Raw genomic sequence first — 26,176 nt, 5'->3', positions numbered from 1 at the left:
ACAGATTCTCCCGATCGGCAGGCACCTGATGTCGCTGCTGCCGATGCAGCCGCTCTAACCGCCACGCACAAAAGAAGGGCTTAAAAGGGCAGCTTTTTCTTGCTGGCTTTTTCGCTGTCGTAATCGAGTTCCTTCAGCTTTTTCATGATGCGGCTGAAGTACTCTTGCATGTAGTCTTCGAGGGTAGTGATTTCTTCCTTGGGAATGCCAAACGCTTGGTAAACCTCATCCATAGGGGCATCGAGGGGCTGACTGCCCGCAACGACCTCTACAAAGGCGAGGCGATCGGCAAAGTTCCAGCCCCACTGAAAGAACTGCGCCACCTTACGAATCGCCCGCAGCAGCTCAAGGGAAATGCGCGAGACTCTGGCCTCTTGACCACACTTGCGCTCGCAGAGACGCATGATTTCGTAGGCTCCCCAGGCGCGGGTGCCCGCTAAGGGAAAGCTGCGGTTCTCCGTTTCGGGCACCGACAGGGCTTTCACCGCAAACCGGGCGATGTCTTGGGTATCCATGTAGGCGATAGGAGCGGCTTCGCCCATGACCCAGATCGGCTGCTTTTCGAGAACGGGAATGGCGTACTGACCAATTAGCCCCTGGAGAAAGCCGCAGGGCTGCAAAATGGTGTAGCTGAGCCCTGACTCGGCCAAAAATTTTTCGGTGCAGCGCTTGACGTTCATCAGCGGCACGTGGGGAAATTTTTCGGAGTTAAGAATTGAGAGAAAGATAAATCGCTTGATGCCCGCGTTGCTGCTGGCTTTAATCAAATTGACTTTGCCCTGCCAGTCAACCTGCATGACCGACTCGGAGGGCCGGGCCGTAGAGGCATCGATGACTGCATCAACACCCTCAAGGGCGGGGGGCAAGGTCTCAGGTTTGGAGAGGTTACCCCGCACCAGCTCTACCCCCCACTCTCGCAAAAAGGCGGCTCGCTGGGCGCTCCTCACCAGGCAACGAACTTCGTGCCCCTCATCTAGGGCACGGCGGGCGATTTGCCTGCCAAGGGTGCCAGTAGCGCCAACGACCAATACTTTCATGAGGGAATTGATACAAAAGTTTAACTTCCTCTAAGAATATCAGATGGCTCCACTGGTTACACCCCTGAAGCCAAATCTACTCTTCGCCGCCCTGCACCCGCAGCAGCAAAAACCCAATCCCTAGACCCAATAGGGTCAGGGTAAAGATAATGATCGCCGTATTAAAAATTTCGCCGCCCATACGCTCTCCTTCCACAGCACTATAGTAATTGAGCCAGTTGCCCAGCCCGCCGGGGCTTATCCCCTGGCCGCCCTCATTTTAGACCAGTTTGGTATCACCCCCTGCGCCTATGACCACCCCTGCGCCTTCGGTTTCTAGTCTGTCTTTGCCGCGCCCTCGGTTGGCAATTCCCCTGGGCGACCCGGCGGGCATTGGGCCTGAAGTGATTCTCAAGGCGCTGGGGGCGAGGGATTGGGCTGCGATCGCAGACATCACCCTCCTGGGCACGCGATCGCTCCTGCACCAAACTCTGGTAGCTCTTCAACAATCTCCCTATGTCGGGCCGCTGCCAACTTTGAACTCCTTAGAATTAGTGGATATTTCGCCGCCGCTGCCTTTAGAAACGGTGACCTTTGGCCAATCCGGTGCCGCGACCGGGGCCGCCAGTTTTGCCTACCTGCAAACCGCCATTGAGGGTGCTGTGGCGGGGCAGTACGATGCGATCGTCACCGGGCCGATCGCTAAATCAGCTTGGAAAGCTGCCGGGCACCACTACCCCGGTCAGACGGAACTGTTGGCCGAGGGGGCCAAGGTAGAGCGGTTTGGCATGGCGTTTGTAGCCCAGTCTCCCCACACGGGCTGGTGGCTGCGCGCCCTCTTGGCTACCACCCACATTCCCCTGGGCCAGGTGCCTGAGGTGCTGACGCCAGAGCTACTCACCCAAAAGCTTGATCTGCTGATTCACAGCCTGAAGCAAGACTTTGGCCTAACGCAGCCCCGCATTGCCGTGGCGGGCCTCAACCCCCACAGCGGCGAAGGCGGGCAACTGGGGCGCGAAGAAGTAGACTGGCTGATTTCCTGGCTAGAGGCTCAGCGCCAGCGCTATCCCCAGGTGCAGCTCGATGGCCCGATTCCCCCCGATACCCTGTGGGTGCGCCCTGGACAGGCCTGGTTTGGCACCGAGAACAGGGCGCTAGAAACAGCCCACGACGCCTATCTGGCTCTCTATCACGATCAAGGGCTAATTCCGGTGAAGCTGATGGCCTTTGATCGAGCGGTGAATACGACTGTGGGGCTACCCTTTTTGCGCACCTCTCCAGACCACGGCACGGCGTTCGATATCGCTGGCCAGGGGATCGCTGATGCCAGCAGCATGGTAGCGGCGATGGCGGTGGCGGTGGCAATGGTGGGGCGGAGACGGGGAGAGTTTTGAGTGACTAATTTTGAATGTTGAGTTTTTGAATGAGGTAGGAACTCAGAATTCAAAACTGGGTTGTCTAGCCTATCTTCTATGGGGCGTGCGGTAATGTACTGGGGGATGGCATCTGCGGTGGGTTATGACAACTTCCAACGACCTCCACAACCAACTCCATCGCCTTGATGGCCAGAGCTACGGGGCATATAAGGCGCTTAGAGGGGAGTACGACTTTGGGAATTTTGCTTTGCACATTGACCATGTGCAGGGGGATCCTTTCGCGGCTCCGAGTCGGGTACGAGTAGTTGTGCCGCAGGTGGTGGCGGGGTTCCCCAAGAGCTTATGGGAATTGCCCTGTCGGGCGATCGCCCTAGCCGATTACCTAACCCGCGAGTTTGATCAGGCTACTCAGTCAGTGCAGCGTACATCGGGCTCAGGCAAAAGCGGACTAATTGGCATTGTGCACCCGAGTCAGACCATGCTCAATCGCAGTGCGGCTAGGGTGACCGGGGAGGTCGTGGAGCTGCGGTTTACTGTGGGTTTACCTGCCTTTGGGCGGCGGATTGCGGGGCGGCAGGCGGCGGAGCTATTGTGCCGATCAGTGCCAGAGCTGGTGAAGCATACTCTGATCTATGGGTCGCTAGATGGAGGGAAGATTCAACACCATGCCGATACGGCGGAGGATGCGGAGGCGCTGCGATCGCAGCTCCCTGCCCACAACCTCGTCGCCTTCGTCGCCGATGGTGCCATCCTCCCCCGGCGCAGCGGCGTGGATGATCGCCCGCTGGCGGATCAGGCAATTCCCTTTGAATCCCCGAAGTCGCTGCGGGTGACGCTGCGCTGTCCCCATGGGGGAGAGATTATTGGCATGGGCATTCCCCAGGGTATCACCTTGATTGTGGGGGGCGGCTACCACGGCAAATCGACCTTGCTGCGGGCGATCGAGATGGGCGTATACAACCATGTGCCGGGCGATGGACGACAGCAGGTGGTGACAGTGTCGGCAGCGGTGAAGGTGCGGGCGGAAGATGGTCGCAGCATTGCGGGGGTCGATATTTCGCCATTTATTGGCAGTTTGCCCCAGGGCAAATCGACGCAGAATTTCTCAACGCCCAATGCCAGCGGCAGCACTTCCCAGGCGGCTAACATCATTGAGGCGATCGAGGCGGGGGCGACGGCGCTGCTGGTGGATGAAGACACCTCGGCGACGAACTTCATGATTCGCGATCGCAGAATGCAGGCGCTAATCGCCAAAGATCGCGAGCCCATTACTCCTTTCATCGATAAGGTGCGGCAGCTCTTCACCGACTACGGCATTTCCACGGTGCTGGTGATGGGGGGCAGCGGTGACTACTTTGATGTGGCCGACACCGTAATCGCCATGGATGAGTTTTGCCCCCAGGATGTGACCGAGCGAGCTAAAGCCATTGCGGCGGAGTTTAAGACAGAGCGCGATCGCGAAGGTGGTCAGGCTTTCGGCAGCCTCACGCCTCGCATCATTCAGCCCGACAGCATTGATCCCAGCCAAGGCAACCGTAGCGTCAAACTCAGGGCAAGGGATGTTGACCAGCTCCAGATTGGGGCTGAGGCCATCGACCTATCGGCGGTAGATCAGCTGGTAGAGTCAGGGCAGGTTCGGGCGATCGCGGCCGCGATCGTCTACGCCCAGCGCTACCACATGACGACCAAGAGTCCTCTAGCTGAGGCGATCGCCGCCGTTATCGCCGACATCGATCAGTACGGGCTAGACTGTCTGTCCGAAGGGCCCATGGGCGATCTGGCTTGCTTTCGCAGTCTAGAGTTAGCTGCAACCATCAACCGGCTACGCACCCTCAAAACCACTACATTAACCAGTCAGACGGCAGCGCCACAACCTGCCAATCCTAAGCCAGCTTAGGATTGGCAGGTTCAGGGTTATCGACAGGCACCCCAGCCGCAACCCGGCGTAGCAGCTGAGTCAACTGATCTACGTGCCCTTCGCTAGTATGGTTAGCTAAAAAATATTGGTACGCCCGTTTGGCTTTGGCCTCTGCCTCTTCAGGATGGGCCAACACATACTCAATACAAGTTCGCAAACCCTGCACATCGCCCGGTTGAACACCCCAGACAAGATCCATTTCCGCCAGTTCCGTGGCTAGACCGACAGTTTTAGTAATAATAACGGGTCGGCAACAGGCCATCGCCTCCATCAGCACGGTTAGCCCTGCCGCAAACACGTTTTCAACCAAGCAAACAACTGTAATATCGGCACTGCGATACAAATCGCGCAGTTCGACCCAGTCAAAGTGCCGCATTTCCATGTTTTGTGGCACAGGTTTTGGAATGCGGCGCTGCTGTTTAGGCGAGGCGTTTGGCGAGACAGCACAAACTTTGACATCAAGATTAAGGTCTTGGGTCGCCGCCGCTAAAGTAATGTAGTCTCGATGCTCTAGGCCAGCACTACCAATCAATGGGCGCGGCTTGGCCATTGTGCCGTCTTCAGGAAAGAAAAATTGTTTATCAGTCTGCTCTTGCAAAACGACAACCTGGTCATTGGCCAGATTGAACATCTTCTTTAAGGTTCGCGCCTTCAATCCGGTGTTGACCGTGAAGGTGTGAATCATGCGGTACAGCTTAAGAGTATGAAAAACTAGCTTCAACGAGCGTCGCTCCGGAAACATAACGTTGGTGACTAGACGAGGTCGGTTTGCCCTAAATAGTAAGAGGACAGCGAGCGGCATCGCCATATCCTCACCACAGCAGTAGATTGTGTCTTGAGGTTTAACATGATCCAAAATTTCTTTGGCTAAAAACAAAGACGGCAGCTTACGACTTATTCTGCGAAGCAGCTGTTCTGAATATAGTTTTTTAGGAATCTTTGCTTGGATAGATTTAACTATGCCAAGTTCATCAAAGTCAGGTTGATGAATCCTGGCATCCAAAGCATCTTTGAGTTGCAGAACAGAATGTCGTGGCCCTTTGCCTTGAGCCGCCCGTTGAATAAACTGATCAAAATCAAACTTGGTACTGGTTACAATATGGAATGTGGCTGAAGAATCTGCTACTGGGTAAGCCATAACATCCAGTTAATTAAGGTACTATTGCAAACAATCTGGCTCAAATGCTTTCAGGAACTTAGAGGGCGTTTGAAAAGTCTTGCCTTGTTTAGTAAAAGGTTGAGATCCCTTTACCCAAGGGGATCTTTGAATTTGGTTACTCCCTCTTTGAAGGAAGCAGGGGGGCTCAGCAGGCAACTAAAAATCACCACGGCTCCCCTTTCAAACACCCTCTCAAACACGCTTGTGCAAAAGCCAGAAAATAGCGACTAGCCACTCTGGTTTTCGATGGTTGGCTTCATGTCGAGGCCAATTTTAGATTAGAAATTTCAGCTCTATAGACCTAATCAGGTTTACTTAGCCCACTGGAGTTTTGGGTTGCTGGGAGCCTTTCTAGCTCCAGCAACCTGATTGAGAATGCGCTCTAAATGTCGCCCTGCACAGGGGTCAGAAAAGTACTCTAGAGCATAGGCACGAGCATTCTCACCTAGTTTCTGGCGCAGGGCATCATCGTTCCAAAGGAGATCGATGGCTTTTGTCATGCTCTCTAAAGAGTTGGGTTCAACTAGCCATCCGGTTTCGCCGTGAATGATGTAGTCTTCGGCACCGTAGAAGTTAGTCACAATTAGCGGACGACCCATAATCATGGCTTCTACAATGGTCACCTGCCCGGCCGCTGTAATACTCTCTTTAGGCTGTAGCGGCACAATATTTAGTCGGGCCTGCTGGGCCAGTCGCAAACATTCGGCCTTGCTAATGCCAAAGGGCAATTCGACCTGCTCAGGGATGGTCATGCCCTCAACAGCACCCTTGCCCGTTGCGACCACGGTTTTAATATTGAGCTTTTTAACCGCTTCAAACAGGGTTGGAAAGTCGCGGTGGGCAGACCCGAGGGACGTGATAAAAGGCGTTTGCTGATCTTCTTCGTACTCGATGGGAATGTCTGGCACCTGATAGGGCAGAAACTCAAATCGGTCGGCGGGCAGTCCCAGCCATTCGCTATAAATTTCGATTTCGCGGCGGGTGTGCACCACAAAATAGTCAATATGACTAAGACTCAGCCGGGCCAGCTTGCGTCGTAGGCCAGTGCTGCAGGTGCCAACGTTAAACAACCAGGCTACGACCGGCTTCTTGGAGAACCTAAACATCTGCTGGAGACCAACTGCCGATGCCACCTGAGGAAACACGGTAATAACGCCTTCGGCATCCGAGCTGAGAGCGTCAGATGCCTGCTTCATATAGACAAACCAGTCGTCTACAGGAGTAAATTTAGATTTGCGGTCGTGCCACTTTGGTAGTGGCTTCTGCCGTGGAATGAGCTGAAACTCATGGTTGTTGCCTGGCACAAAAGGCTCTAGCCAACTAGCCGTTTTTATATTCTCAAGGTCGAAAAAAGGTGCAGCGATGGCCCATTTCATAAATACAATTCCACTAGCTGGCAGTAGGTAGTTTAACTATGTACAACATATATACATCAAGTCTACAATTCAAGCTTATTAGCGATGATACCTAGTGTATTTTTCATTTAACTAGGTTTAATCTTAAGGGTTTGGTAAACTTCCAACTGAGATTTAAGGAAGGCTAGGGCTGGAAGTGCCTTGAATCCAGGCTTCTAGACGCGATCGCGCAATTGTTTCGATTTCTAACAAAGCTGTCAAAATTTCCTCATCCGTAGAATTGCGTAATCGCTGGTCAAAATTTTCTAAGATAGACACTTTTGTGTGGCCTGTTACCGCAAGGATAAACGGGAAACCAAACTTATTTTTATAGTCTAGGTTGAGGCGCTGAAAAAGTTCGTACTCCTCGGCGTTAAGAGTATTGAGACCGGCTTGGCTTTGTTCTACCACAGAGGCCTCAGCCATAGCCACCCGTGTGCCCAAGTCAGGGTGAGCCTTAATCAAGGCTAATTTGTCTTCCGCCGATAGAGCTTGGGCGATCGCGACCATGCGCTGGTGTAAGTCTGCTACAGAGGTGAAGGGGCGCTGAGCCCAGACCTGAGCGGCAATCGCAGGGGTTTCTTCAAAGGCGGGGCCAACGGCGGTTACAAAGTCGACCTCGGCCATGGCATTGAGCTGGTCTAGGGTGTAGGGCATGGGTAGATGGGGCGCTGTCTTAGGTTCGTCAGATAGGTCAGTGGGCTGGTGGGCTACGCCCCGTACCAAACAGCCTCGATCGCAGCGGCAGCGTCTTTGGGGTTTACACCAGTAGCCAGCGACAACGTTATATGCCCCAGCTTGCGTCCGGGACGAATGGCTTTGTTGTACCAGTAGAGGGTAGCTTCAGGCCATTGTTTTAAAGTCTCAAGTTTGCTGTGGTGGCTGGCTTCGGGTTCGTCTAGCCCCAGCAGATTGACCATGACGGCCTGGGGGCAGTTGAGCGCGGTAGGGCCGAGGGGGCGATCGCCCACGGCCCGCAGCTGCTGCTCAAACTGGGAGGTCTCGCAGGCATCGAGACTGTAGTGGCCCGAGTTGTGGGTACGGGGGGCAATTTCATTGATTAGCACCCGGTCGTCTGGGGTAAGAAAGCACTCAATGCCGACGATGCCCACCAGCTGAAGCTGCTCCACCAGCGTGCGGGCAATGGTGGTCATTCTTGCTGCGACCTCAGGGTTGATCTGGGCAGGGGCAAAGACGCGGCGACAGATTTGCTCGACCTGCTGAGTTTCTACGGTGGGGTAAACGGCGATCTCCCCAGAGGTCGAGCGGGCGACCATAACCGCCAGCTCCTGTTTGAAGGACACAAACTCCTCTAGCAGCACTGGGGCGCGGTTAAACTTGTCCCAGATGGCGCTGAGCTGAGCCGCGTCTTTGACTACTGAGGTGCCGTAGCCGTCGTAGCCCAGGCGGCGAGTTTTCATCACTAGCGGAAAACCGATGGCCTCGGCCTTGGCGGTGAGTTCGGCGTCACTTTCGCCGCCCTCTAAAAAGTCGTAGCGGGGATTGGGTAGGCCGATACGGGCAAAAAACTCGCGCTGGTAGCGCTTGTCGAGCACCAGCGCCAACACGTCTAGGCCAGGGCGAAAGACTATGCCCTGCTGAGCCAGAACCTGAAGCCCCTCGCAGTCGATAAACTCGTTCTCAAAGGTAATCACGTCGCACTGGGCAGCGAGGGATGCGGTGGCGGTGGCATCGGCGACAGGCGCCAAAATGGTAGAGTGGGCGATCGCCACTGCCGGGTCAGTGCTCTGGGGAGTTTGTACCACCAGCTCTAGACCCAGCTTCTGCGCCGCTGGCCCCATCATCCAGGCGAGCTGTCCGCCGCCAATGACACCGACTCGCTGAATGAGGTTGGGGGTTGCCTGCTCCATGGTGCGCCTACCGTCGTGCAAACCCACATTATCCTACGGCACTTCAACAGAGTATTTTGTTGGTCAATAATCTCGTAGTCTGTCAGGGCAGCGGTGGAGGTTTAAGGTCCAAGTGTAGGGTTTAAGGCCGGCCTAAACCCTAAACCCTACACCCCAAACCCTAGGCAGTTAGAGCCTGTCACAATCAGCTTGGTCAAGTACTAAGCGACCTGACTCATTCGGCGAATTTTGAGCACGTCGGTCATTTTGCGAATTTGCCCAAAGGTTTGTTCGAGGTGGGCGTGATCTTTAACATCAAGCCCCAAATCAATCTCGGCGGTTTGGCCAGGAAAGGTTTTGACCTGGGCTTTGTGGACGTTGATTTGCAGATCTGACAGGTGGGAGAGAATGTCTTTGAGCACGCCCACGCGGTCGATCACCTCAATGCGCACCTCCACCGGGTAGGTGTGGCGAGAGCCGCTGTGGTCAACCGGGTTCCAGCTGACGGGGATGATGCGATCGCCCGGTATCTCCGCCAAATTCGGACAGCCCTGGCGGTGGATGGCAATGCCCCGGCTGCCCAACGATACGCTGCCCATAATCGGCTCTCCGGGCAGCGGGTTACAGCAGCCCGCAATGTGGTGCACCAGCCCCTCAATGCCTAAAATCGGATCTTTAGAGGGGGCGGGGCGGGGGCGGTGGGGGTTGGCGACAGCCCCCGCCAGAAACCGATCAGAATCTTGCAGCGACGACTCGGGCGACAGTGTCTCTAGGGGCTGCTTGGCCTTGATGGCCTCCCGCAGGCGATTGACAAACGAGTTGAGCGTCACCTCACCGTAGCCCAGCCCGGCCAGAAAGTCATCGACGCTTTGGTAGTTGCAGCGCTCGGCGGCCAGCTGAGCGGGTTCAGACTTGAGCAGGGCGTCAAAGCCGCTGCGGCCCAGCTCTTTTTCGAGCATGTCGCGGCCGCGAGCAATGTTTTCGTCACGGTGCGATCGCTTATACCACTGGCGAATGCGGTTGCGGGCGCTAGGAGTAACGACAAAATTGAGCCAGTCGAGGCTGGGATGGCCGTTCTTGTGGGTGAGAATTTCGATGATATCGCCATTCTCTAGCCGTGTGCCGAGGGTGACGATGCGGCCATTTACCCTGGCTCCAGTGCAGTGGTTGCCCACTTCGGTGTGAATGCGGTACGCAAAGTCTACGGAAGTTGCCCCCCGGCTCAACGGCACCACATCACCATCGGGGGTGAAGACATAGACATCTTCGTCAAACAGGTTGCCCTTGACGTTTTCGAGAAATTCTTTGGCGTCCTTGAGGTCGTTTTGCCACTCCAGCAGCTGCCGCAGCCAGGTGAACTTCTCGTCGTCGGCGTTGATCCGGGTGTTGGTCGATGCGCCGGTTTCTTTGTACTTCCAGTGGGCGGCGATGCCGTACTCGGCAATGTGGTGCATCTCAAGGGTGCGAATCTGCACCTCAATCGGCTTACCCTTGGGGCCAATTACCACCGTGTGTAGCGACTGGTAGCGGTTGGGCTTGGGCAGACCAATATAGTCTTTAAACCGGCCGGGAATGGGGCGAAAGGCGTCGTGGACAATGGCCAGGGCGCGGTAGCAGTCTTCGTTGCTGCCAACAATCAGGCGAATGGCGGCAATGTCGTAGATTTCGCTGAAGTCTTTTTGCTGCCGCTCCATTTTGCGGTAGATGCTGTAGAGATGCTTGGGGCGACTGTTGACATCAACCACCTGAATCTCGGCCTGGTGCATGCGCTGCCGCAGGGTTTCGGCCACTTGCACCAGCCGCGCCTCGCGATCGGCCCGCTTTTCGGTGACGTGGCGCTGCATTTGACGGTAGGCGTCAGGCTCTAAATATTTAAACGAGAGATCTTCCAGTTCCCACTTGAAGCGGCCGATCCCCAGGCGGTTGGCCAGAGGTGCAAAGATCTCCATGGTTTCGCGAGCAATGCGGCGGCGTTTTTCGTCGCTAAGGTGCTCTAAGGTGCGCATGTTGTGGAGGCGATCGGCCAGCTTCACCACAATCACCCGAATGTCTTGGGCCATGGCCAAGAACATGCGGCGAAAATTTTCGGCCTGGCGCTCGGTTTTGCTTTCGAAATTGAACTTCGACAGCTTGGTTACCCCTTCTACCAGCTGTCGTACCTCATCGCCGAAGTGGCCCTCCAGTTCCTCGGGGGTAATGTCGGTGTCTTCGACAATATCGTGGAGAAATCCTGAGGCAATCATGGCGCTGTCACCGCCCAGGTCGCGCAGCAGTCCGGCTACGGCAATGGGGTGACAAATGTAGGGCTCGCCCGAGGCGCGATACTGGCCTTTGTGTAGGGTGTAGGCAAACTCAAAGGCCTGGCAGACCAGCAGGTTATTAGACTTATCTTCTGGGTCTCGAACTGGGTCATCTTGACTGTCATCGTGGTGGGTTAGCACGCAGGTTTCGAGCCAACCGGGCAGGGTGCAGTCATCGGGTAGGGGAGGATGAACTGTTGCAGTCATAAGGGTGCCAGTGACCTTCAGGGATTGCGGATGGACTAGAAACGTGCCAAAAACAGAAATTTGTATTTGAACACTGTATTTAAGTCTGGGCAAGACTCAAAGAGTGGAGTTATTAATAAAATAAAATCGCCTGAGGAAAGATAGGAACGTCTACCGATCTATTTAAGTTTGGAGTAAAAAACCCAAACAGAAATCGTACAAACGTTCTGTCAACATTCCCAGGTAAGGGGCTACAACAAAGTAGCTCGCCGAGATAGAGATAACCTACACCATAACTTTGAGGAAAATCGCATCGACAGCCCAGGCCGCAATAAATACTTAAGGCTGACTGGGGGTTGATGGATAGTTATGTATTAACCTTAACATTTGTCCCCGATAAGGGGAATCAGCAATTTATCTCTAGCTATCGTAAAACTATTGTCAAGCCGCCACCGCTACGGCCCTAAAGGGGTGATCTATCCATGAAGAATGCCCTAGAAACCCTGCGATCGCACCTCCAAACCCTGGTTAGCCTAGTGCAGTCTGCCAACCCTGATGGGCACGCGCTACAGGCGCAGTTTTTGCTGGCTCAGCAACAGTTTCAGCACCAGATGCTGCCCCAAGGAGAAGAGCTGCCCAGCGCCCAGCCCGTGCTGACCGAAATTAACCGCACCCTGCGGCTGCTGGCGATGGATGTGGCGTTTTTGCAAACGGCTCGTCAGTCCACCACGGCCCAGCAGCGGCAACAGCAGATGCTCGAAAAACTGGGTCAATTGCTGACCTTCTGCCAGGCTTTAGAGCAGGCGATCGCCAACCCGACCTAATGCCCGTCCCAAGTGGTTTAATATTAGGGGTTCGTTGGGTTGATGGTTGGGAGTAGGTGCTTTGTATCAGTGCCCAAAGGAAGGAGAAATCGAACTGCAAGACAGTCAGCTAGCGCCGGAGCTAGCGGTCAAGGCTTGCCCTAGCTGTGGCGGCGCGTGGATTCCACCGGAGAACTACGCAGACTGGCAACGGCAACAAAATGACCCCGATGAGCCGGTTCAAGTGGCGGTGTTGCCCCTGTCGCTGAGCACCTCGTTTCAGCCCGCCGCGCTTGATAACCGGGCTGCCCTGTGCCCCGACTGCCGCAGCTACCTGGTGCGGGGGCGCATTACCCTCCAACAGGGGTCGTTTTATGTGGAGCGCTGCCCCAACTGCAACGGTATCTGGTGCGACACGGGCGAGTGGGAGATGCTGCACCAGCTCCAGTTGCAGAGTCACATTAACTACATTTTTTCCGCTGACTGGCAGGCCCAAGTGCGCGAGCTAGAGCACACAGAACGCGAACGCCAGGCCACCGTTGACAAGCTGGGCGCAGACATTGCCCAGCGCGTGTTTGAGCTAGCCGATCTGCTAGAGCAGCACCCCAACGGGGATTTTGGGGTAGCGTATTTGATGCGGCGGGTGGATCAGTAAGGAAGTTTTGAGTTTTGAGTGCTTAGTTTTGAGTTCTGAATTCGAGACATGAACTTAAAACTCAAAATTCAAAATTCAAAACTTGTACCCTAACCCACCACCCATTCTTTCCATGCCAGATTCCCTCCTTGCCCTCGAAAGCTTCTCGGTCACCTACCCAGCCCAGGAGGAGCGCGCGGTGGATCGGGTGTCTTTATGCCTGTCGCCGGGGGAAAAGCTGGGCCTCGTAGGTGAGTCGGGTTGCGGCAAGAGCACCCTGGGGCGGGCGGCGCTGCGGCTGTTGCCCAAGGCCACGGAGCTGCGGGGGCGGGTGTGGTTTAACGGGGAGTCGGTGCTCGACTTTAGCCCTCAGCGGCTGCGGCAGTTTCGGGGTGAGGCAGTTGCCTTAGTCTTTCAAGACCCGATGACGCGGCTCAACCCGCTGATGACCATTGGCGACCACTGCATAGAAACCCTGCAAGCCCATCGCCCTGGTGTATCCCACAGCGAGGCCAAGGCGCGGGCGATCGCAGTGCTAGAAAAAGTCAACATTCTCCCCAGCCGCTTTGGCCAGTACCCCCACGAGTTTAGCGGTGGCATGCGCCAGCGGGTGGCGATCGCCCTGGCAATGATTCTAGAGCCCAAGCTAATCATCGCCGACGAGCCCACCACCAGCCTAGATGTGACGGTGTCGGCCCAAATTCTCGACGAGCTGACGCGGCTGTGCGATGAACTGGGCACGGCCCTGGTGCTGATCTCCCACGACCTGTCGCTGGTGGCAGAATACTGCGATCGCGTCGCCGTCATGTACGAAGGCCGGGTGGTAGAGGAGGGCAGCGCTGCCACGGTGCTGCAAAGTCCTAAGCATAACTACACGCGATCGCTGGTGGAGTCGGCCCTGCAGATGCAGCAGGCCGAGGGGCTGTTCTACACCGCCGCCGCTGTAGAACCTATTTTGCGGCTGACGGATGTAAAACAGCACTACACCCTAGAGGCCAACCCGATCGCCCGGCTGTTGGGCGGTCAGGAGTCTAAGGTGATCAAAGCTGTGGACGGGGTAACGCTAGAGATTTACCCCGGCGAGGTGGTGGGGCTGGTGGGCGAGTCGGGCTGCGGCAAGAGCACCCTGTCGCGCACCATTCTGCAACTGGCGAAGCCCACCGCTGGGCAGGTGGTGTTTTGCGGCACCGACCTCACCACCCTCTCCCGCGAGGCCATGCGGCAGCAGCGGCGACAGCTGCAAATGGTGTTTCAAGACCCCCACGCCTGCCTCAACCCGATGATGACCGTGGGCAAAAGCATCGCCGACCCGCTGCTAATCCACGGGCTCGCCACGGTGATTGAGGCCGAAAAGCAGGCCCACGACATGCTCGCCCGCGTCAGCCTCAACCCCACCGCCGACTACTTTCAACGCTTTCCCGGCGATCTGTCGGGGGGCCAGCAGCAGCGGGTGGCGATCGCCCGCGCTCTAATCACCCATCCCAAGCTGGTAATCTGCGATGAGCCGGTGAGCATGCTCGACGCCACGGTGCAAACCCAGGTGCTCGATCTGATGATTGCCCTCAAGCACGAGTTTGATCTCACCTACCTGTTTATCACCCACGACCTGTGGGTAGCGCGGTTTATGTGCGATCGCATCGCCGTCATGCAGCAGGGCAAAATCGTAGAAATTGCCCCCACTAAAACGCTGTTCGAATCGCCCCAGCATCCCTACACCCAAACCCTCCTGCAATCGGCTCCGGTGCTGGCTAGGGAAGCCTAAGTAATCAGGTTGCTGAGCAAGATCTAGGCAAAAAACCTCGGCAAAAAACCATAGCGTTAGATACGAGTAGGATGCCTCAATAGGGGATTGGGGAGTAAAATTTACCAAACTGGGGTTTGGCCCTGGCCCCAGAAACCGTCGTATTTGGTGACGGCGATATCGCCGAGCACTCGGGTTTGGCAGGCGAGGCGCAGGTCGCGCGCGGGGTCGTGGGGAGGGAGTGACCGGCGGGCCTTGTCTTTCCAGTTGGTCGCTGACACCTCACCCTCGATCGCCACCGCACAAGTGCCACAGGTGCCAAGACTGCGGCAGTTGATCACCTTTGCCTGACTGTTGTACAAGTCCACACCGTTGGCCAGCAAAACCTGACGCAGGTTGGCCCCAGCCTTGCACTGCATGGTCTTTCCCTGGGCGGTGACGGTGGGCATAGCATTTCCTGGCGGACGAAGAATATCTACGTTTTATAACGCGATCGCCCTGCTGCCCTCAAGCATCCCCGGGCCAGGGCTTACTCTAGAGAACTGAATAGTTTAGGTCACCAGTGGCTATGGCTGAGCGCGATTGCACCCCCCTTCACATCTACGACACCACCCTGCGCGATGGGGCGCAGCGGGAGGGGCTAGCCCTGTCGATTGAAGACAAGCTGCGGATTGCGCGACGGCTCGATGCCCTGGGTGTGCCCTTTATCGAGGGCGGCTGGCCGGGGGCCAACCCCAAAGATGTGCAGTTCTTCTGGCAACTCAAAGAGACACCTCTCACCCAGGCCAGCATCACCGCCTTTTGCTCGACCCGCCGCCCCGGCAAAGTCGCCGCCGAGGAGCCCATGCTACAGCCGGTGCTGGCCGCCGGCACCGAGTGGATTACGCTGTTTGGCAAATCCTGGGATTTACATGTCACCACCGGCCTGCAAACCACCCTGGCCGAAAATCTAGCCATGATCGACGACACCATTCGCTACTTTCGCACCCAGGGTCGCCGGATCATCTACGACGCCGAGCACTGGTTTGACGGCTATAAGGCTAACCCCGACTACGCCCTAGAAACCCTCGCAGCGGCGGTAAAAGCTGGGGCTGAATGGCTAGCGCTGTGCGACACCAACGGCGGCACCCTGCCCCACGAAGTCGGCGCGATTGTGACTGCCGTGAACACCTGGCTCCAGCAGTTTTCAGAACCCCGGCCCCAGCTAGGCATTCACACTCATAACGACAGCGGCACGGCAGTGGCCAACGCCATGGCAGCAGTAGAGGCGGGGGCCACTATGGTGCAGGGCACTATCAATGGCTACGGCGAGCGCTGCGGCAACGCCAACCTCTGCACCTTGATTCCCAACCTGCAAATCAAGCTGGGCTACCCCTGCATTGCCCCAGCCCGACTCGAAACCCTGGCCGAGACCAGCCGCTTTATCAGCGAGGTGGTGAACCTGGCTCCCGACGACCACGCGCCCTATGTGGGGCGATCGGCCTTCGCCCACAAGGGCGGCATTCACGTCAGCGCCGTCGAGCGCGAGCCCAAAACCTACGAGCACATCAACCCGGCCACCGTGGGCAACAGCCGCCGCATTGTGGTGTCAGATCAGGCGGGGCTGAGCAATGTGCTGGTCAAGGCCCGCAGCTTTGGCCTAGAACTCGATCGCCACAACCCGGCCTCTCGCCAGCTGCTCAACCGGCTCAAAGCCCTAGAGCACGAAGGCTACCAGTTTGAGGCTGCCGAGGCCAGCTTTGAGTTGTTAATGCGCGAAGCCCTGGGCGATCGCCCCCGTTTTTTCGACCTCAAAGGCTTCTACATTAACTGTCAGCACCAGGGCAGTGGCGACGACCACAGCAGCCAATCGCTGGCCACGATCAAAGTCATGGTGGGCGAGGAAGAAATTCTTGCGGCGGCTGAGGGCAACGGGCCAGTGGCGGCACTGGATACAGCCCTGCGTAAGGCACTGCTGACGTTTTATCCGGCGATCGCGAACTTTCACCTTTCTGACTACAAAGTGCGCATCATCGACAGCGGTGCGGGCACAGCGGCCAAAACGCGGGTGCTGGTGGAGTCGGGCAACGGTGCCCAGCGCTGGACAACCCTGGGGGTTTCGACCAACATTATCGAAGCCTCCTATCAGGCCGTCACCGAAGGACTGGAGTATGGCCTGATGATGGAAACTGCGCGTCCCCACTGTGCGATCGGCGGCGAAATCGATCGGTTTGACGCCGATGCGGCCCTGCAAAAGACCCGTGAAACGGCTTTGGCTAAGCTCAAGCAAGAGCTGGGCTTTGAGTAAGTCCAGCTCTTGCTGAATAGAGATTCTGCCCTATGGAAACAAAGATTCGCATTGATGGAGGAAGCATCTGCGGGTTTGGAAGAATGATCTGCGGCGGTGGAAGAGCTTTCGCAGCACCGAATGAAAGGTTTAGGTAGTTGGAAAAACCTTTTGGGTTAGCGGAGAACAGGTTTTGATCGGCTGAAGAAGCTTCCGAGCGATCGCAAGCAGGAAAATGGGCCACTATGGCTTTCTAGTTATGGCGCTTTCCGGCCTGCATCAATCGTGCCGTTCAGTATAGTGAAAAAGAAGCTGGTTTTCGCCAGCGGGCAATTAGACAGCAAAACGATGCCAACCCCCCAAGAATCGACAGATTACTACGCAGTTTTAAAGGTAGATCGACAGGCGAGCTTGCTAACCATCAAACAGTCTTATCGAAAACTAGCCCGCCAGCTTCACCCCGACCTTAACCCCAACGATGTGGCAGCGACAGAGCAATTTAAAGCTCTAAATGAAGCCTACGAAGTGCTCTCAGATTCGGCAAAACGCCGCCAGTACGATCGCTATGGTGCCCACTGGAAAAAAGCCGAGAAAGGGTATGCGTCCACCAGCCACCCCAGCAGCAGGCCCAATGATGACTTTGACGAAATGGAATTTGGCCGCTTTGGCCGCTTCGAAGACTTGCTCGGGGATCTCCTAAACCGCTATAGCTAGAGTTTTGTCTACTTTCTAGCAGCCAGTTAGAGACTAGAAACCAGGTTTCTTCGCCATTCTCCAAGGTTTTCTGCAAGCCACTTAAATCTCGGTGGTCCATAAGCCATTTTCCGAAATACCCGATCGCAAAAACAAAACGCAGACCAGATTTGTCTGGTCTGCGTTTGAGCTGAGGCGCTACCTACCGTGCTCTAAGCAGCGATTAGGCCGCCTGGGGTGATTGCAGCAAATTCTGAATTGAGGTCTTCTCTAGCAGACCCGCCAGAGAGCCATCATTACCAATCACCGCTAGCGCCTGAATCTTCCGGGTTTCCAGGGTCTTGATGACCTCCATCAGCGGCTGCTCGGCACCCACCGTCACAATGTCACCAGCCGATTCCATAATGGCGGCGACGGTAGTCTCGGCCCACTGCTCGCGGGGCACCTGCTTCAGGGCATCGACCAGCACCGTACCTACCAGCAAACCTGTTTCGTCGGCCACCAAAAACTTGCGCCAGGCCGAAGGGGCAGCCAGCAGAGCATCGTCGGCAAACTCACGCAGAGACATAGTGGCCTCTACAACCGGGCTATCTTGCGCCAGGGCATCTTTAGCCGTCAGGCCAGCGAGGCGGCCTTGCACCGTACCAAACTGCGCGGTGCGGTTGGCATTTTGCAGCAGAAATAGGCCAATCAATAGCGTCCAAACGCTGCCCACCGGGCTGATGCCTAGAACAGAGCCAATACCCAGGGCGATCGCAGTCCAGCCCAGCACCTGACCTGCGCGGCTAGCAAACACCAGACCCTTGTGGGGCTGACCCGTAATCTTCCACACAATCGACTTCAGCACGTTACCGCCATCCAACGGCAGGCCGGGGATGAGGTTAAAGGCACCCAAGGCCAGGTTAATGTAAGCCAACAGCGACACAATGCCTGCGACCGGACCAGAGAGAGGAAAGACTAGCCCAGCTACAGAGAACAGACCAAATAGGGCAAAGCTGACAAGCGGGCCTGCGATCGCCACCTGAAACGCTCCCTCTGGTGTCTCAGACTCTTTCTCTAAAGTCGCCAAACCGCCAAACAAAAATAGCGTAATCGAGTTAACCCCAATGCCCTGACGCAGCGCCGCAAAGCTGTGCCCCAACTCATGGGCCAGCACCGAGGCAAACAGCGTTAGCGCTGCCCCCAGACCCAGCACCCACGGCAACGACCCACCCAGGGTCGGAAACGCCGCCGCCAAACCACTGCCGTACTGCCAGGTCACCAGGGCCAGCACCAAAAACCAAGACACATTCACATAAAAGGGAATACCAAACAGATTCCCCACCCGTAAGTTGCCGTTCATAGGGCACCTCTTAGTTAAAGCTCGAGGATAGAGAAGTGAATCTTGAGACGCATTTCCTATCCAATAGGCTTATTGTAACGAACTGTTAAAGAGTCTCTAATCCGTCAAAGGTGGTGACAACCGAAGGGATTGGGGCGGGTTAGTGCAGGAAAGTGGGAGAAGATGAGGGAGATGAGGAGGGTGAGGGAGCAGGCTAAGACAAAAGGCAAGAATCTAAGAACTTCCCCATCTCCCTCACCTCACCTATCTTCCCCATCTCCCTCGTCCCCACTTCCCGCCCCCATCTCCTCAACGTTCCATCTCCAGCGCGTAGGTCAAGATTTCCTTACCAACGGCCATATAGTCCTGCCAACCCACCTCGGCCTTGGGGTCTTTGACGTCGTAGACCGCCGTACCGGCCAGGGCAGCTTTTTGGAAGGCGCTATAGCGACGAATGCCCCCCACAAACAGCGGTAGGCCGGTGGTCATTAGCATGGTCCGTACCTCGGCTCCGGCCCGGCTTGGGTAAGGGGGAATCATAGTCAGCAAAATGCGGTAGGGGGCCACGGGTAGCTTTACCAGATGTTCCACCATTATGGCCAGGGCATCGAGGGCCAAAATATCGGGGGTGCTGGGCAGCACCAGCAGGTCGCAAGAGGCCGCCAGCAGGGCCAGGTCGGCAGCAATGGGGCGGGCCTGAGTATCGATCACCACGTGGCCGTGGGGAGCGGGAAGTTCTCTCGCCTGCCACTGATCAACCACTAAAAAGGGCAGCTCACCTCGGCTGGCCCAGGCTAAAGCCGACTGGTTGGGGTCGGCGTCGATCAGCAGGGTTTCGGCATAGCCCTGCAAAAAGGCAGCCAGATGAATGGCAGTGGTAGTTTTGCCCACGCCTCCTTTAAAACTGGCGACAGTCACAATCATGGCAGGGATGCAGGCATTGCAGGAGTCGAACCTAGCGGCTAAGGCCAGGGTTGATCGTATTGTCGGTGCTAGCCTGTCCGCCATCAAAGGTCGCCGCCGGGGGGCTGAATTCCCACCCTGAGCCTATGCTGATGGCTCTTTCTTAACCCAGCCCAGCTATGGGGAGACAACTAGAACCACACCACCCATAATCAACCCTAGCCCCACCAGCCGACCCAGGGAGAGATCTTCTTTAAACACCACTACCCCAATCAGCACCGAGGCTAAATAAATCATCGACGAAGCTGGGGCGGCCACGCTGAGACTGACTCGGGTGAGAACCAAAATATAGAGAACAGCTCCCACACCGTAGGCCATCAGCCCGGCCATCAGCGCTGGGGTGGTGGCAATGCTCAAAATGTGGTTGAAGGCGTTGGCACCCGTGACCTCGCCCAGTTGCAATGCTCCAACCTTAAGAAACAGCTGCCCTAGGGCACTGGCCAGTACCGCCACCAACAGCAGAGCAAATTCTTGAATGATCATGGGGGCTTCCTTAGGGCAAATCGGGGTGACAATCGCGCCCTAGGGGCGTATCTTAACGGACTTTAGGCCCGGCGAAAACCAGCAGTTCTCATTTTGGCGGAGGCATTCTCACCGTCTTGTTTGTCGTACCCATCTTGCGGTTAGACAAATTCAGAGACTAACGGAATTACCTCAGTCTGCCCCGGGCAGACGATGACGGGCGTGACCACGCCATGAAAGTACTGGATGTTCCTGTTGAGATGCTTTGCTTTGGCCTTGGCCACTCTCCGGTTCGTGATGGTGTCAGGGAGGCCGATAAACAGAAATTCGGTCCAAATTCTAACCAAAATGGCTAAAAGTGGCATAACCGCTCCTGGCGATATGAGTGTGCGAAAAACGACATCAATCTGCGAAGCGCGACATTTAATGTACGTCCGCACGCTAAATGTCGCGATTCGCAGATTGGTGTCGCAGGTTGTGACTACCTCCAACCCCTTTCGTTAAGGGCACTCTAGCAAATTCAACCTGCAATATAGGCATTTCGAAGCTTCGCAAAATAAGTGTCGCAAAATTGGTTTTCGCACAATAGATGTCGCGAATACCTGCCCCAGTCATTCGCAAATTAGGTGTCGCAAATGCTAGATATTTGAAGAGAGGAGTGGTACATTCGCCTCATAGACAAAAAAGGCTGCTTCCTCCCATGAGCGAGAGACAAGCTGAAGATTCGTCAACGTATCAAGACCCTGACAAAATTTTCCTTGACGAAACTGACTTTGATGCAGATCCATTCCAGATCGTAATAGAGTCTTCAGATCCGGTCAAACTGCGCTATCGACTAACTGAATGGTTAGCGGCGTCGCCTAATAGTAAAGTAAAGTCTCAAAGGAAAACCAAGGTTGAAGAGACTCTTAATCTATCGAGCCGCCAAGTAGAGCGGTTGCTGAAGCAGTACTTTAACAATGAACTGCAAGAAGATGCTGGAGTTGTGCGTTCAGATAAAGGAACTCACCGAATTGATGAATACTGGCGAGATTACATTCCAGAAGTCTACAAGAAAAGCTTAAAAGATAAGCATCCTCTCAAACCTGCTGAAGTTGTGCGTGAGGTTCAACGGCATGCCGTAGTTGATTTGGGACGTGAAGAAGGCGACCACCCGCATCCAGCAACTATTTACCGCGTCTTAAAACCTCATATAGAGGACTATAAGAAGAAGAAAAAAATTCGAAATCCTGGTTCTGGCTCTTGGCGTGTAGTAGAAACGCGAGATGGTGAATCTTTCAAGGCTAGTTTCAGCAACCAAATTATCCAATGTGATCATACCAAACTAGATATTCGGATCGTTGGGGCTGATGGCAAAGTTCTCCAATGGAGGCCATGGCTAACAACGGTTGTAGATACTTTTTCCGGATGTCTGATTGGTTACCGTCTTTGGCACAAACAACCAGGGGCTTATGAAGTCGGACTTGCCCTTAGGCATGCTATTTTGCCTAAAAATTATCCTGCAGAATACAAGCTAAATAAGGATTGGAATGTTTACGGCCCTCCTTTGCAGTATTTCTTTACAGATGGAGGTAAAGACTTAAGTGCATCAAAGCATATCAAGGCCATTGGTAAAAAACTGAATTTTCAATGTAAATTACGAGCCCGCCCCAATCAAGGAGGAGTAATTGAAAGACTCTTTAAAACAATTAATACCCAGGTTTTAGAACCATTGCCAGGATATCAGCCTAATAGATCAAATAAAGAACAGATAAAGAAAGCAGAAAAGGAAGCCTGTTTGACTATAGATCACTTGGATATGTTTTTGGCCGGTTATTTTTGCGATGATTATAACCATCAAGATTATCCGTACGATAAACGCTATACTCGCTACGAGATTTGGTTTCAAGGTATGGGGAAAAAGCTTCCAGAGCCTTTAGATGAGCGGGAACTTGACCTTTTACTAATGATACGGAAACAGGCAACTGTCCAGGCTCATGGAACTGTAGTTTTTAAAAACATAAACTATCGTTGTGATGAGCTGAAGTTGAAAAAAGGGGAGTATGTTAATCTCAGATATGATCCTGATCATGTACTAACTATGCTTGCATATAGTCAAGGTGAAGAATTTATCGGCTTTGCTCATGCCATCAATATGGATATGCAAGAGCTTACTTTATACGAGCTAGAGCAACTTAATAAAGAGTCGAATGCAAAGAGTAGGAGCCATTCAAATTATCATGCTCTATTAGCTTTAGACAATCGCAAGAATGTCGTTGAAGAGCGCAAGCTTGATAAAAAACAGCACCAACAAGCCGAGCAAAAAAAACTTCGGTCAAAAGACAAGGGCAAGTCAAATGTGGTCGAGAGCAGGGAAGCACGAAAAATTCAGTCTTCAAAAGCATCTGATTTGATAGAATTACTGCCTGAGCGTATTGACCATTCTCGACTTAAGCCTGTTGAGTCTACTATACCTGACCAAACAGAACCAAAGCCGATTAGCTCTGAACATGATAACGAAAAGAATACAGGCGAGAGTGAGCGCCATCGCCTCATCGTTTCCAGAAACAAACAGCTGAAGAGGATTTGGTGATATGACAAGTGTGCAACTCGCAACACATGCTCCAGTAGAGGTGCTACATCCAGCCCTCAATAGAACCGATTTTACTGCTAAGACTGCGGAGATTGAAGAGCTATTCAGGACAGCATTTATTCCCACAGATCGAGCATCTCAATATTTCAAATGGCTCGATGAACTTCGCTTGGTCAAGCAGTGTGGGCGGGTAATCGGCCCTCGGGACACAGGGAAAAGCCGATCATCGCTGTATTACCGAGAGGAAGATTACAAGCGAGTCTCTTGCGTTAAAGCATGGTCAAACTCAAGCTCCAAGAGACTATTTTCCCAGATATTGAAAGATATCAATCATGCAGCTCCTGAAGGTAAGCAACAAGATTTGCGACCTCGTTTGGCAGGCTGCATTGAACCTTTCGGGATTGAATTAATTATTATTGATAATGCAGATAATTTGCAAAAAGAAGCTTTTTTAGATTTGAAGCAACTTCATGAAGAGTCAGGTGTCCCTGTTGCTTTAGTAGGTGGTTGTGAACTTGACTCTATTCTAAATTTGTATGATCTCCTATCTACTTTTCCATCTCTCTTTGAGTTTGATCGTCTTGAAGAAGATGACTTTAAGAAGACATTGCGCACAATAGAATTTGAGATTCTCGCGTTACCTAAAGAATCTAATCTGGAAGGTGACTTATTTGAGATTCTGGCTTCTAACACCGGAGCTAGAATGGGCTCTCTTATTAAAATTTTAACTAAAGCTGTTCTCCACTCTCTAAAAAATGGGCATGGAAAAGTTGATCCAGGAATTTTTCTGAACATAGCTGAGAGATACGGGAAAAAGCATTTGCCCCGACAAGAGAAGGTGGTAAGTTGACGAGATGCAGAGATTTTGGTTCTTTACCAAGGCTAGTTGCTGTACAGCCCTACGAGAATGAAAGCATAAGTCATTTTCTTGGACGTCTTCGTCATCTTAAAGCTAATAGTCTGCCATCAGGATATGCTCTCGGACAACTGATCGGTGTAGGTGCGGCTGTTACCCGTTGGGAGCAGCTTTACTTTAATCCTTTTCCTGAAAATGAATCGCTGGAGATGCTGGCGGCTTTGTGCAGAATGGATTTTAGCCTACTGGAAGCAATGCTGCCTTCAAGGGATAGATCTATGCAGCCCAGGCCTATTATGCTCTGCGGAGCTTGCTATTCTGAGGTTCCTTGCCACCGCACGGAGTGGCAGTACAAAGCTGAGATGCCTATCTGCAATCACCACCATCTACAGCTTTTGAACAGGTGTCCTTGCTGCAAGAAACCCTTTCAAATCCCATCCCTTTGGGAGAAAGGTGAATGTCATCACTGTGGAATGCCCTTTAGGTCTATGGGTAAGAAGCAGAGGCATGTCAAAAGGCTAGGTTAGACAACTCAGGAATGCCGAGATAAGCATCAAGTGGCTTTCTCTTTGATCATAAGTATCTCGTTAACCAGGCTTTAGCAGTGCATTTCAAGCTGCAATGCTGTCTGCCAATGGATTGCCTTCAATGGCTAATCCGCATCAGTAAGGACTGCGGACACCGATCCCTATATTCGTATTCTCTAGTAACGTGCATTGAATTTCGAGTGCATGATTATTTTTGGCTCAATTTGGATCCATTCGCCACGTTATTGGGTGGCGATCCTTATTTTGCCTCACTTTACTGATGCAGAGTGCTGTCTATACTCTGCATCAGCAAAACCCTATAGAACTAAACGCTATGTAACCACACATATTTGCTAACGTTTTTAGCAGATCAATAATTAGCTTTGAGTTAACGCAGCAAGCGCCGCTTGAGCGACTGTTTCTGCCCGCTGCGATGTTACCTTTTGATAGCGCAAGGTTGTCTGAATGTTCTGGTGCCCCATTAACGCTCTTAATTCCTCGATCCCCATCAGGCCTACTCTCTCAGTGGCAAAGGTATGGCGCAGGTCATGCATCCGAATGCCCTCTAGCTCTGGACTTTGAGCGATTAAATCCGTCCAATCCTGGTAAGCCGTGCGATAGCTCATCCGGCTTACTTCTAGTGTGAAGGGCTGCTGGGCCGTAAACAGGGCTGAACAACCCGAGTGTCGCTCGTATTTTAGATAGCGCTCCAGAACCCGAGCCGCATCTTCGCTATAGAAGCACCACCGCCGTTTGTTGCCTTTGCCGACCACCTGAAACTTTCGCTGGTCGAGGTTCATGATTTCTAGATCAAGGGCCAGCACCTCAGCGATCCTTGCCCCTGTTCGATGTAGCAGATGTACCAGCGCATTCATCCGCAAATTTGGCACTACCACCTGATACAAGACCTTAAGCTGCTCTGGTGTCAGGTAGCGGATCACGTCATCCGTACCATGCTCACCTTTATCCCGGTCAGGCTTCCGCCGCTTCAATCGAGCGATTGGATTGGCTTTGAGATAGCCTTGCTCGACCGCGAAGTTAAACAACGCCTGGATAGTGGCTTGGTGTCGTTGGTGGGTGGTGTAAGCCAGGTTAGGCAACTCGCTGAGATAGTCCTGCAACGTTTGCCGGGTGATGATTTCAATCGGCATCTGCCCATACTCCTGTAAGAGGGGCAGCAATGCGGATTCGTAGGAGCGCCGGGTACTCTTTTCTAGTCCTGGACGTTGTAAGAATTCTACCGAAACACCAGCTAAGGTAATGACCGTTTTCATTTCAATTAGTCACCTTTATTTTGAGGTTAAGATAGCGTTTATACAAACTCTTTTGTCTATACTTTAATGCACCTTTTATCTCAAAACCTGGCTCCAACCCCTGGAGAAACCCTCGCAGCCTATGTGCAGCGGGGGCGGATGAGCCTGGGCCTGAGCCAAAAAGAGTTGGCGGAGAAGGCCGGGATCCATCCTCAAAGTGTAGGCAAGATTGAGCGTGGTCAAACCACACGGCTAAAGCAGAAGCCTAAAAGCGGTTTGGCCCATGCTCTGGGTATTTCAGTGGATTATCTGGATGCGGTCTGTCAGGGCAGGACTGTGGAGGAAATCGCAGCCCTCAAGTTTTGCCCCCAGTGTTGGGTGCCCGGCACATCACCCGATCCGATGTGGACGACTCCACGCTCAAAGCACTGCTTCGCCTGTGGGAGCAAGCTGCAAGACCGCTGTTCAGGCTGCCGGGAACCTATCGCCTCTCTCAAGTTCCGGTTTTGTCCCTACTGTGGGAAGTCGTATAAGGGCGGCGGCAGTGAGTGAGCTTCGACCTACTCACTGTGCTCTAAACAGATTGTTAGACACTGCGGATTTACTCCCCTGCTCTGTTTAGTCGCTAGTTGGCTGAAACCAACTCATTCCAGCGAAAGGCTTTCGAGCATCTATCCTCTATTAGCAGACCAGTACCCACAAGAGTCCCATCCAATTCCATGATGTGGGGCATGCAGGCTTTAGTTTGATATTTGCTTTGTATCAAGGCCTGAGCTCGACTTTATCCATTTGATCCAAAAAGGAAAGCAGCAAGCAGAATTCAGATGAGGGGCTGAGGAGCTTGCTGCGATGGAATTCATGGCGATGATGATAGCGTTTGCGCCGC

At 53.8% G+C, this 26,176-nt stretch carries 23 protein-coding genes; 11 read left to right on the top strand and 12 right to left on the bottom strand.

Features of this window, described 5'->3' with window-relative positions:
• Positions 1 to 80: 80 nt before the first annotated feature.
• Positions 81 to 1,037 (bottom strand): SDR family oxidoreductase, encoded by a 957-nt coding sequence (locus H6F57_RS01465; protein ID WP_190630397.1) that lies wholly within the window; start codon positions 1,035 to 1,037, stop codon positions 81 to 83.
• A gap of 76 nt (positions 1,038 to 1,113) precedes the next feature.
• Positions 1,114 to 1,218: a PetM family cytochrome b6-f complex subunit 7 gene (locus H6F57_RS01460; protein ID WP_073610864.1), complete on the bottom strand. Its 105-nt coding sequence runs from the start codon at positions 1,216 to 1,218 to the stop codon at positions 1,114 to 1,116.
• Positions 1,219 to 1,327: 109 nt separating this feature from the next.
• Between H6F57_RS01460 and pdxA the strand changes: the two genes are divergently transcribed.
• Together pdxA and H6F57_RS01450 are read left to right on the top strand one after the other, a co-directional pair.
• Entirely contained in the window at positions 1,328 to 2,410 is a 1,083-nt protein-coding gene (gene pdxA / locus H6F57_RS01455) for a 4-hydroxythreonine-4-phosphate dehydrogenase PdxA (RefSeq protein WP_190630395.1), read from the top strand.
• A 124-nt stretch (positions 2,411 to 2,534) separates the two neighbouring features.
• The gene (locus H6F57_RS01450; RefSeq protein ID WP_190630393.1) at positions 2,535 to 4,289 is read left to right on the top strand and encodes an ABC-ATPase domain-containing protein; all 1,755 of its coding nucleotides are present in this window, start codon (positions 2,535 to 2,537) and stop codon (positions 4,287 to 4,289) included.
• Here the strand turns inward: H6F57_RS01450 and H6F57_RS01445 are convergent.
• The 5 genes from H6F57_RS01445 to H6F57_RS01425 all read right to left on the bottom strand — a co-directional run bounded on the left by H6F57_RS01445 (position 4,276) and on the right by H6F57_RS01425 (position 11,220).
• Positions 4,276 to 5,448: a glycosyltransferase family 4 protein gene (locus H6F57_RS01445; protein ID WP_190630391.1), complete on the bottom strand. Its 1,173-nt coding sequence runs from the start codon at positions 5,446 to 5,448 to the stop codon at positions 4,276 to 4,278. The genes H6F57_RS01450 and H6F57_RS01445 overlap by 14 nt on opposite strands.
• Before the next feature lie 332 nt (positions 5,449 to 5,780).
• Positions 5,781 to 6,845, bottom strand: a complete 1,065-nt coding sequence (locus tag H6F57_RS01440; protein WP_190630388.1) for a glycosyltransferase family 4 protein — start codon at positions 6,843 to 6,845, stop codon at positions 5,781 to 5,783.
• Positions 6,846 to 6,998: 153 nt separating this feature from the next.
• Positions 6,999 to 7,520 (bottom strand): 2-oxo-4-hydroxy-4-carboxy-5-ureidoimidazoline decarboxylase, encoded by a 522-nt coding sequence (gene uraD, locus H6F57_RS01435; protein ID WP_190630386.1) that lies wholly within the window; start codon positions 7,518 to 7,520, stop codon positions 6,999 to 7,001.
• A gap of 53 nt (positions 7,521 to 7,573) precedes the next feature.
• Positions 7,574 to 8,734 carry a 5-(carboxyamino)imidazole ribonucleotide synthase gene (locus H6F57_RS01430; RefSeq protein ID WP_190630384.1) on the bottom strand — a complete coding sequence of 387 codons (1,161 nt, stop codon included), beginning with the start codon at positions 8,732 to 8,734 and terminating at the stop codon, positions 7,574 to 7,576.
• A gap of 200 nt (positions 8,735 to 8,934) precedes the next feature.
• Positions 8,935 to 11,220, bottom strand: coding sequence for a bifunctional (p)ppGpp synthetase/guanosine-3',5'-bis(diphosphate) 3'-pyrophosphohydrolase (locus tag H6F57_RS01425; protein ID WP_190630382.1), 2,286 nt, complete (start codon positions 11,218 to 11,220; stop codon positions 8,935 to 8,937).
• Positions 11,221 to 11,681: 461 nt separating this feature from the next.
• Here H6F57_RS01425 and patD point away from each other — a divergent pair, with 461 nt between their 5' ends.
• The 3 genes from patD (at position 11,682) to H6F57_RS01410 (ending at position 14,398) form a co-directional block, all read left to right on the top strand.
• The gene (gene patD / locus H6F57_RS01420; protein WP_190630380.1) at positions 11,682 to 12,023 is read left to right on the top strand and encodes a heterocyst frequency control protein PatD; all 342 of its coding nucleotides are present in this window, start codon (positions 11,682 to 11,684) and stop codon (positions 12,021 to 12,023) included.
• A gap of 61 nt (positions 12,024 to 12,084) precedes the next feature.
• Positions 12,085 to 12,657: a zf-TFIIB domain-containing protein gene (locus H6F57_RS01415; protein ID WP_190630378.1), complete on the top strand. Its 573-nt coding sequence runs from the start codon at positions 12,085 to 12,087 to the stop codon at positions 12,655 to 12,657.
• Between the two features lie 112 nt (positions 12,658 to 12,769).
• Positions 12,770 to 14,398, top strand: a complete 1,629-nt coding sequence (locus H6F57_RS01410; RefSeq protein WP_190630377.1) for an ABC transporter ATP-binding protein — start codon at positions 12,770 to 12,772, stop codon at positions 14,396 to 14,398.
• 101 nt (positions 14,399 to 14,499) lie between these two features.
• Here the strand turns inward: H6F57_RS01410 and H6F57_RS01405 are convergent, their stop codons facing one another.
• Entirely contained in the window at positions 14,500 to 14,826 is a 327-nt protein-coding gene (locus H6F57_RS01405) for a 2Fe-2S iron-sulfur cluster-binding protein (protein WP_190630375.1), read from the bottom strand.
• A 119-nt stretch (positions 14,827 to 14,945) separates the two neighbouring features.
• Here H6F57_RS01405 and cimA point away from each other — a divergent pair, with 119 nt between their 5' ends.
• Positions 14,946 to 16,664, top strand: a complete 1,719-nt coding sequence (gene cimA, locus H6F57_RS01400; protein ID WP_190630374.1) for a citramalate synthase — start codon at positions 14,946 to 14,948, stop codon at positions 16,662 to 16,664.
• Between the two features lie 327 nt (positions 16,665 to 16,991).
• Complete coding sequence (locus tag H6F57_RS01395; protein ID WP_190630372.1) at positions 16,992 to 17,357, top strand: DnaJ domain-containing protein; 366 nt, start codon at positions 16,992 to 16,994, stop codon at positions 17,355 to 17,357.
• A 202-nt stretch (positions 17,358 to 17,559) separates the two neighbouring features.
• Here H6F57_RS01395 and H6F57_RS01390 read toward each other — a convergent pair whose 3' ends face one another.
• The 3 genes from H6F57_RS01390 to H6F57_RS01380 all read right to left on the bottom strand — a co-directional run bounded on the left by H6F57_RS01390 (position 17,560) and on the right by H6F57_RS01380 (position 20,103).
• Positions 17,560 to 18,678, bottom strand: a complete 1,119-nt coding sequence (locus H6F57_RS01390; protein ID WP_190630369.1) for a site-2 protease family protein — start codon at positions 18,676 to 18,678, stop codon at positions 17,560 to 17,562.
• A gap of 288 nt (positions 18,679 to 18,966) precedes the next feature.
• Positions 18,967 to 19,581, bottom strand: coding sequence for a ParA family protein (locus tag H6F57_RS01385; protein ID WP_190630367.1), 615 nt, complete (start codon positions 19,579 to 19,581; stop codon positions 18,967 to 18,969).
• A gap of 156 nt (positions 19,582 to 19,737) precedes the next feature.
• Positions 19,738 to 20,103 (bottom strand): EamA family transporter, encoded by a 366-nt coding sequence (locus H6F57_RS01380; RefSeq protein ID WP_190630366.1) that lies wholly within the window; start codon positions 20,101 to 20,103, stop codon positions 19,738 to 19,740.
• Between the two features lie 212 nt (positions 20,104 to 20,315).
• Here H6F57_RS01380 and H6F57_RS27875 point away from each other — a divergent pair, with 212 nt between their 5' ends.
• The 3 genes from H6F57_RS27875 (at position 20,316) to H6F57_RS01370 (ending at position 23,504) form a co-directional block, all read left to right on the top strand.
• Entirely contained in the window at positions 20,316 to 20,438 is a 123-nt protein-coding gene (locus H6F57_RS27875; protein ID WP_277881769.1) for a hypothetical protein, read from the top strand.
• A gap of 344 nt (positions 20,439 to 20,782) precedes the next feature.
• Complete coding sequence (locus tag H6F57_RS01375; protein ID WP_190630363.1) at positions 20,783 to 22,654, top strand: Mu transposase C-terminal domain-containing protein; 1,872 nt, start codon at positions 20,783 to 20,785, stop codon at positions 22,652 to 22,654.
• 1 nt (position 22,655) lies between these two features.
• The gene (locus H6F57_RS01370; protein ID WP_190630361.1) at positions 22,656 to 23,504 is read left to right on the top strand and encodes an AAA family ATPase; all 849 of its coding nucleotides are present in this window, start codon (positions 22,656 to 22,658) and stop codon (positions 23,502 to 23,504) included.
• Positions 23,505 to 24,414: 910 nt separating this feature from the next.
• Here H6F57_RS01370 and H6F57_RS01365 read toward each other — a convergent pair.
• Positions 24,415 to 25,311, bottom strand: a complete 897-nt coding sequence (locus H6F57_RS01365) for a tyrosine-type recombinase/integrase (protein ID WP_190630359.1) — start codon at positions 25,309 to 25,311, stop codon at positions 24,415 to 24,417.
• A 66-nt stretch (positions 25,312 to 25,377) separates the two neighbouring features.
• Between H6F57_RS01365 and H6F57_RS01360 the strand changes: the two genes are divergently transcribed.
• Positions 25,378 to 25,842 (top strand): helix-turn-helix domain-containing protein, encoded by a 465-nt coding sequence (locus H6F57_RS01360; protein WP_190630357.1) that lies wholly within the window; start codon positions 25,378 to 25,380, stop codon positions 25,840 to 25,842.
• Positions 25,843 to 26,176 lie beyond the last annotated feature (334 nt).

The organism is Leptolyngbya sp. FACHB-60 (assembly GCF_014695775.1).
Taxonomy (GTDB): domain Bacteria; phylum Cyanobacteriota; class Cyanobacteriia; order Phormidesmidales; family Phormidesmidaceae; genus Nodosilinea.
The sequence above is the reverse complement of the archived record's forward strand: the minus strand, read 5'-3'. Positions and strand labels throughout refer to the sequence as shown.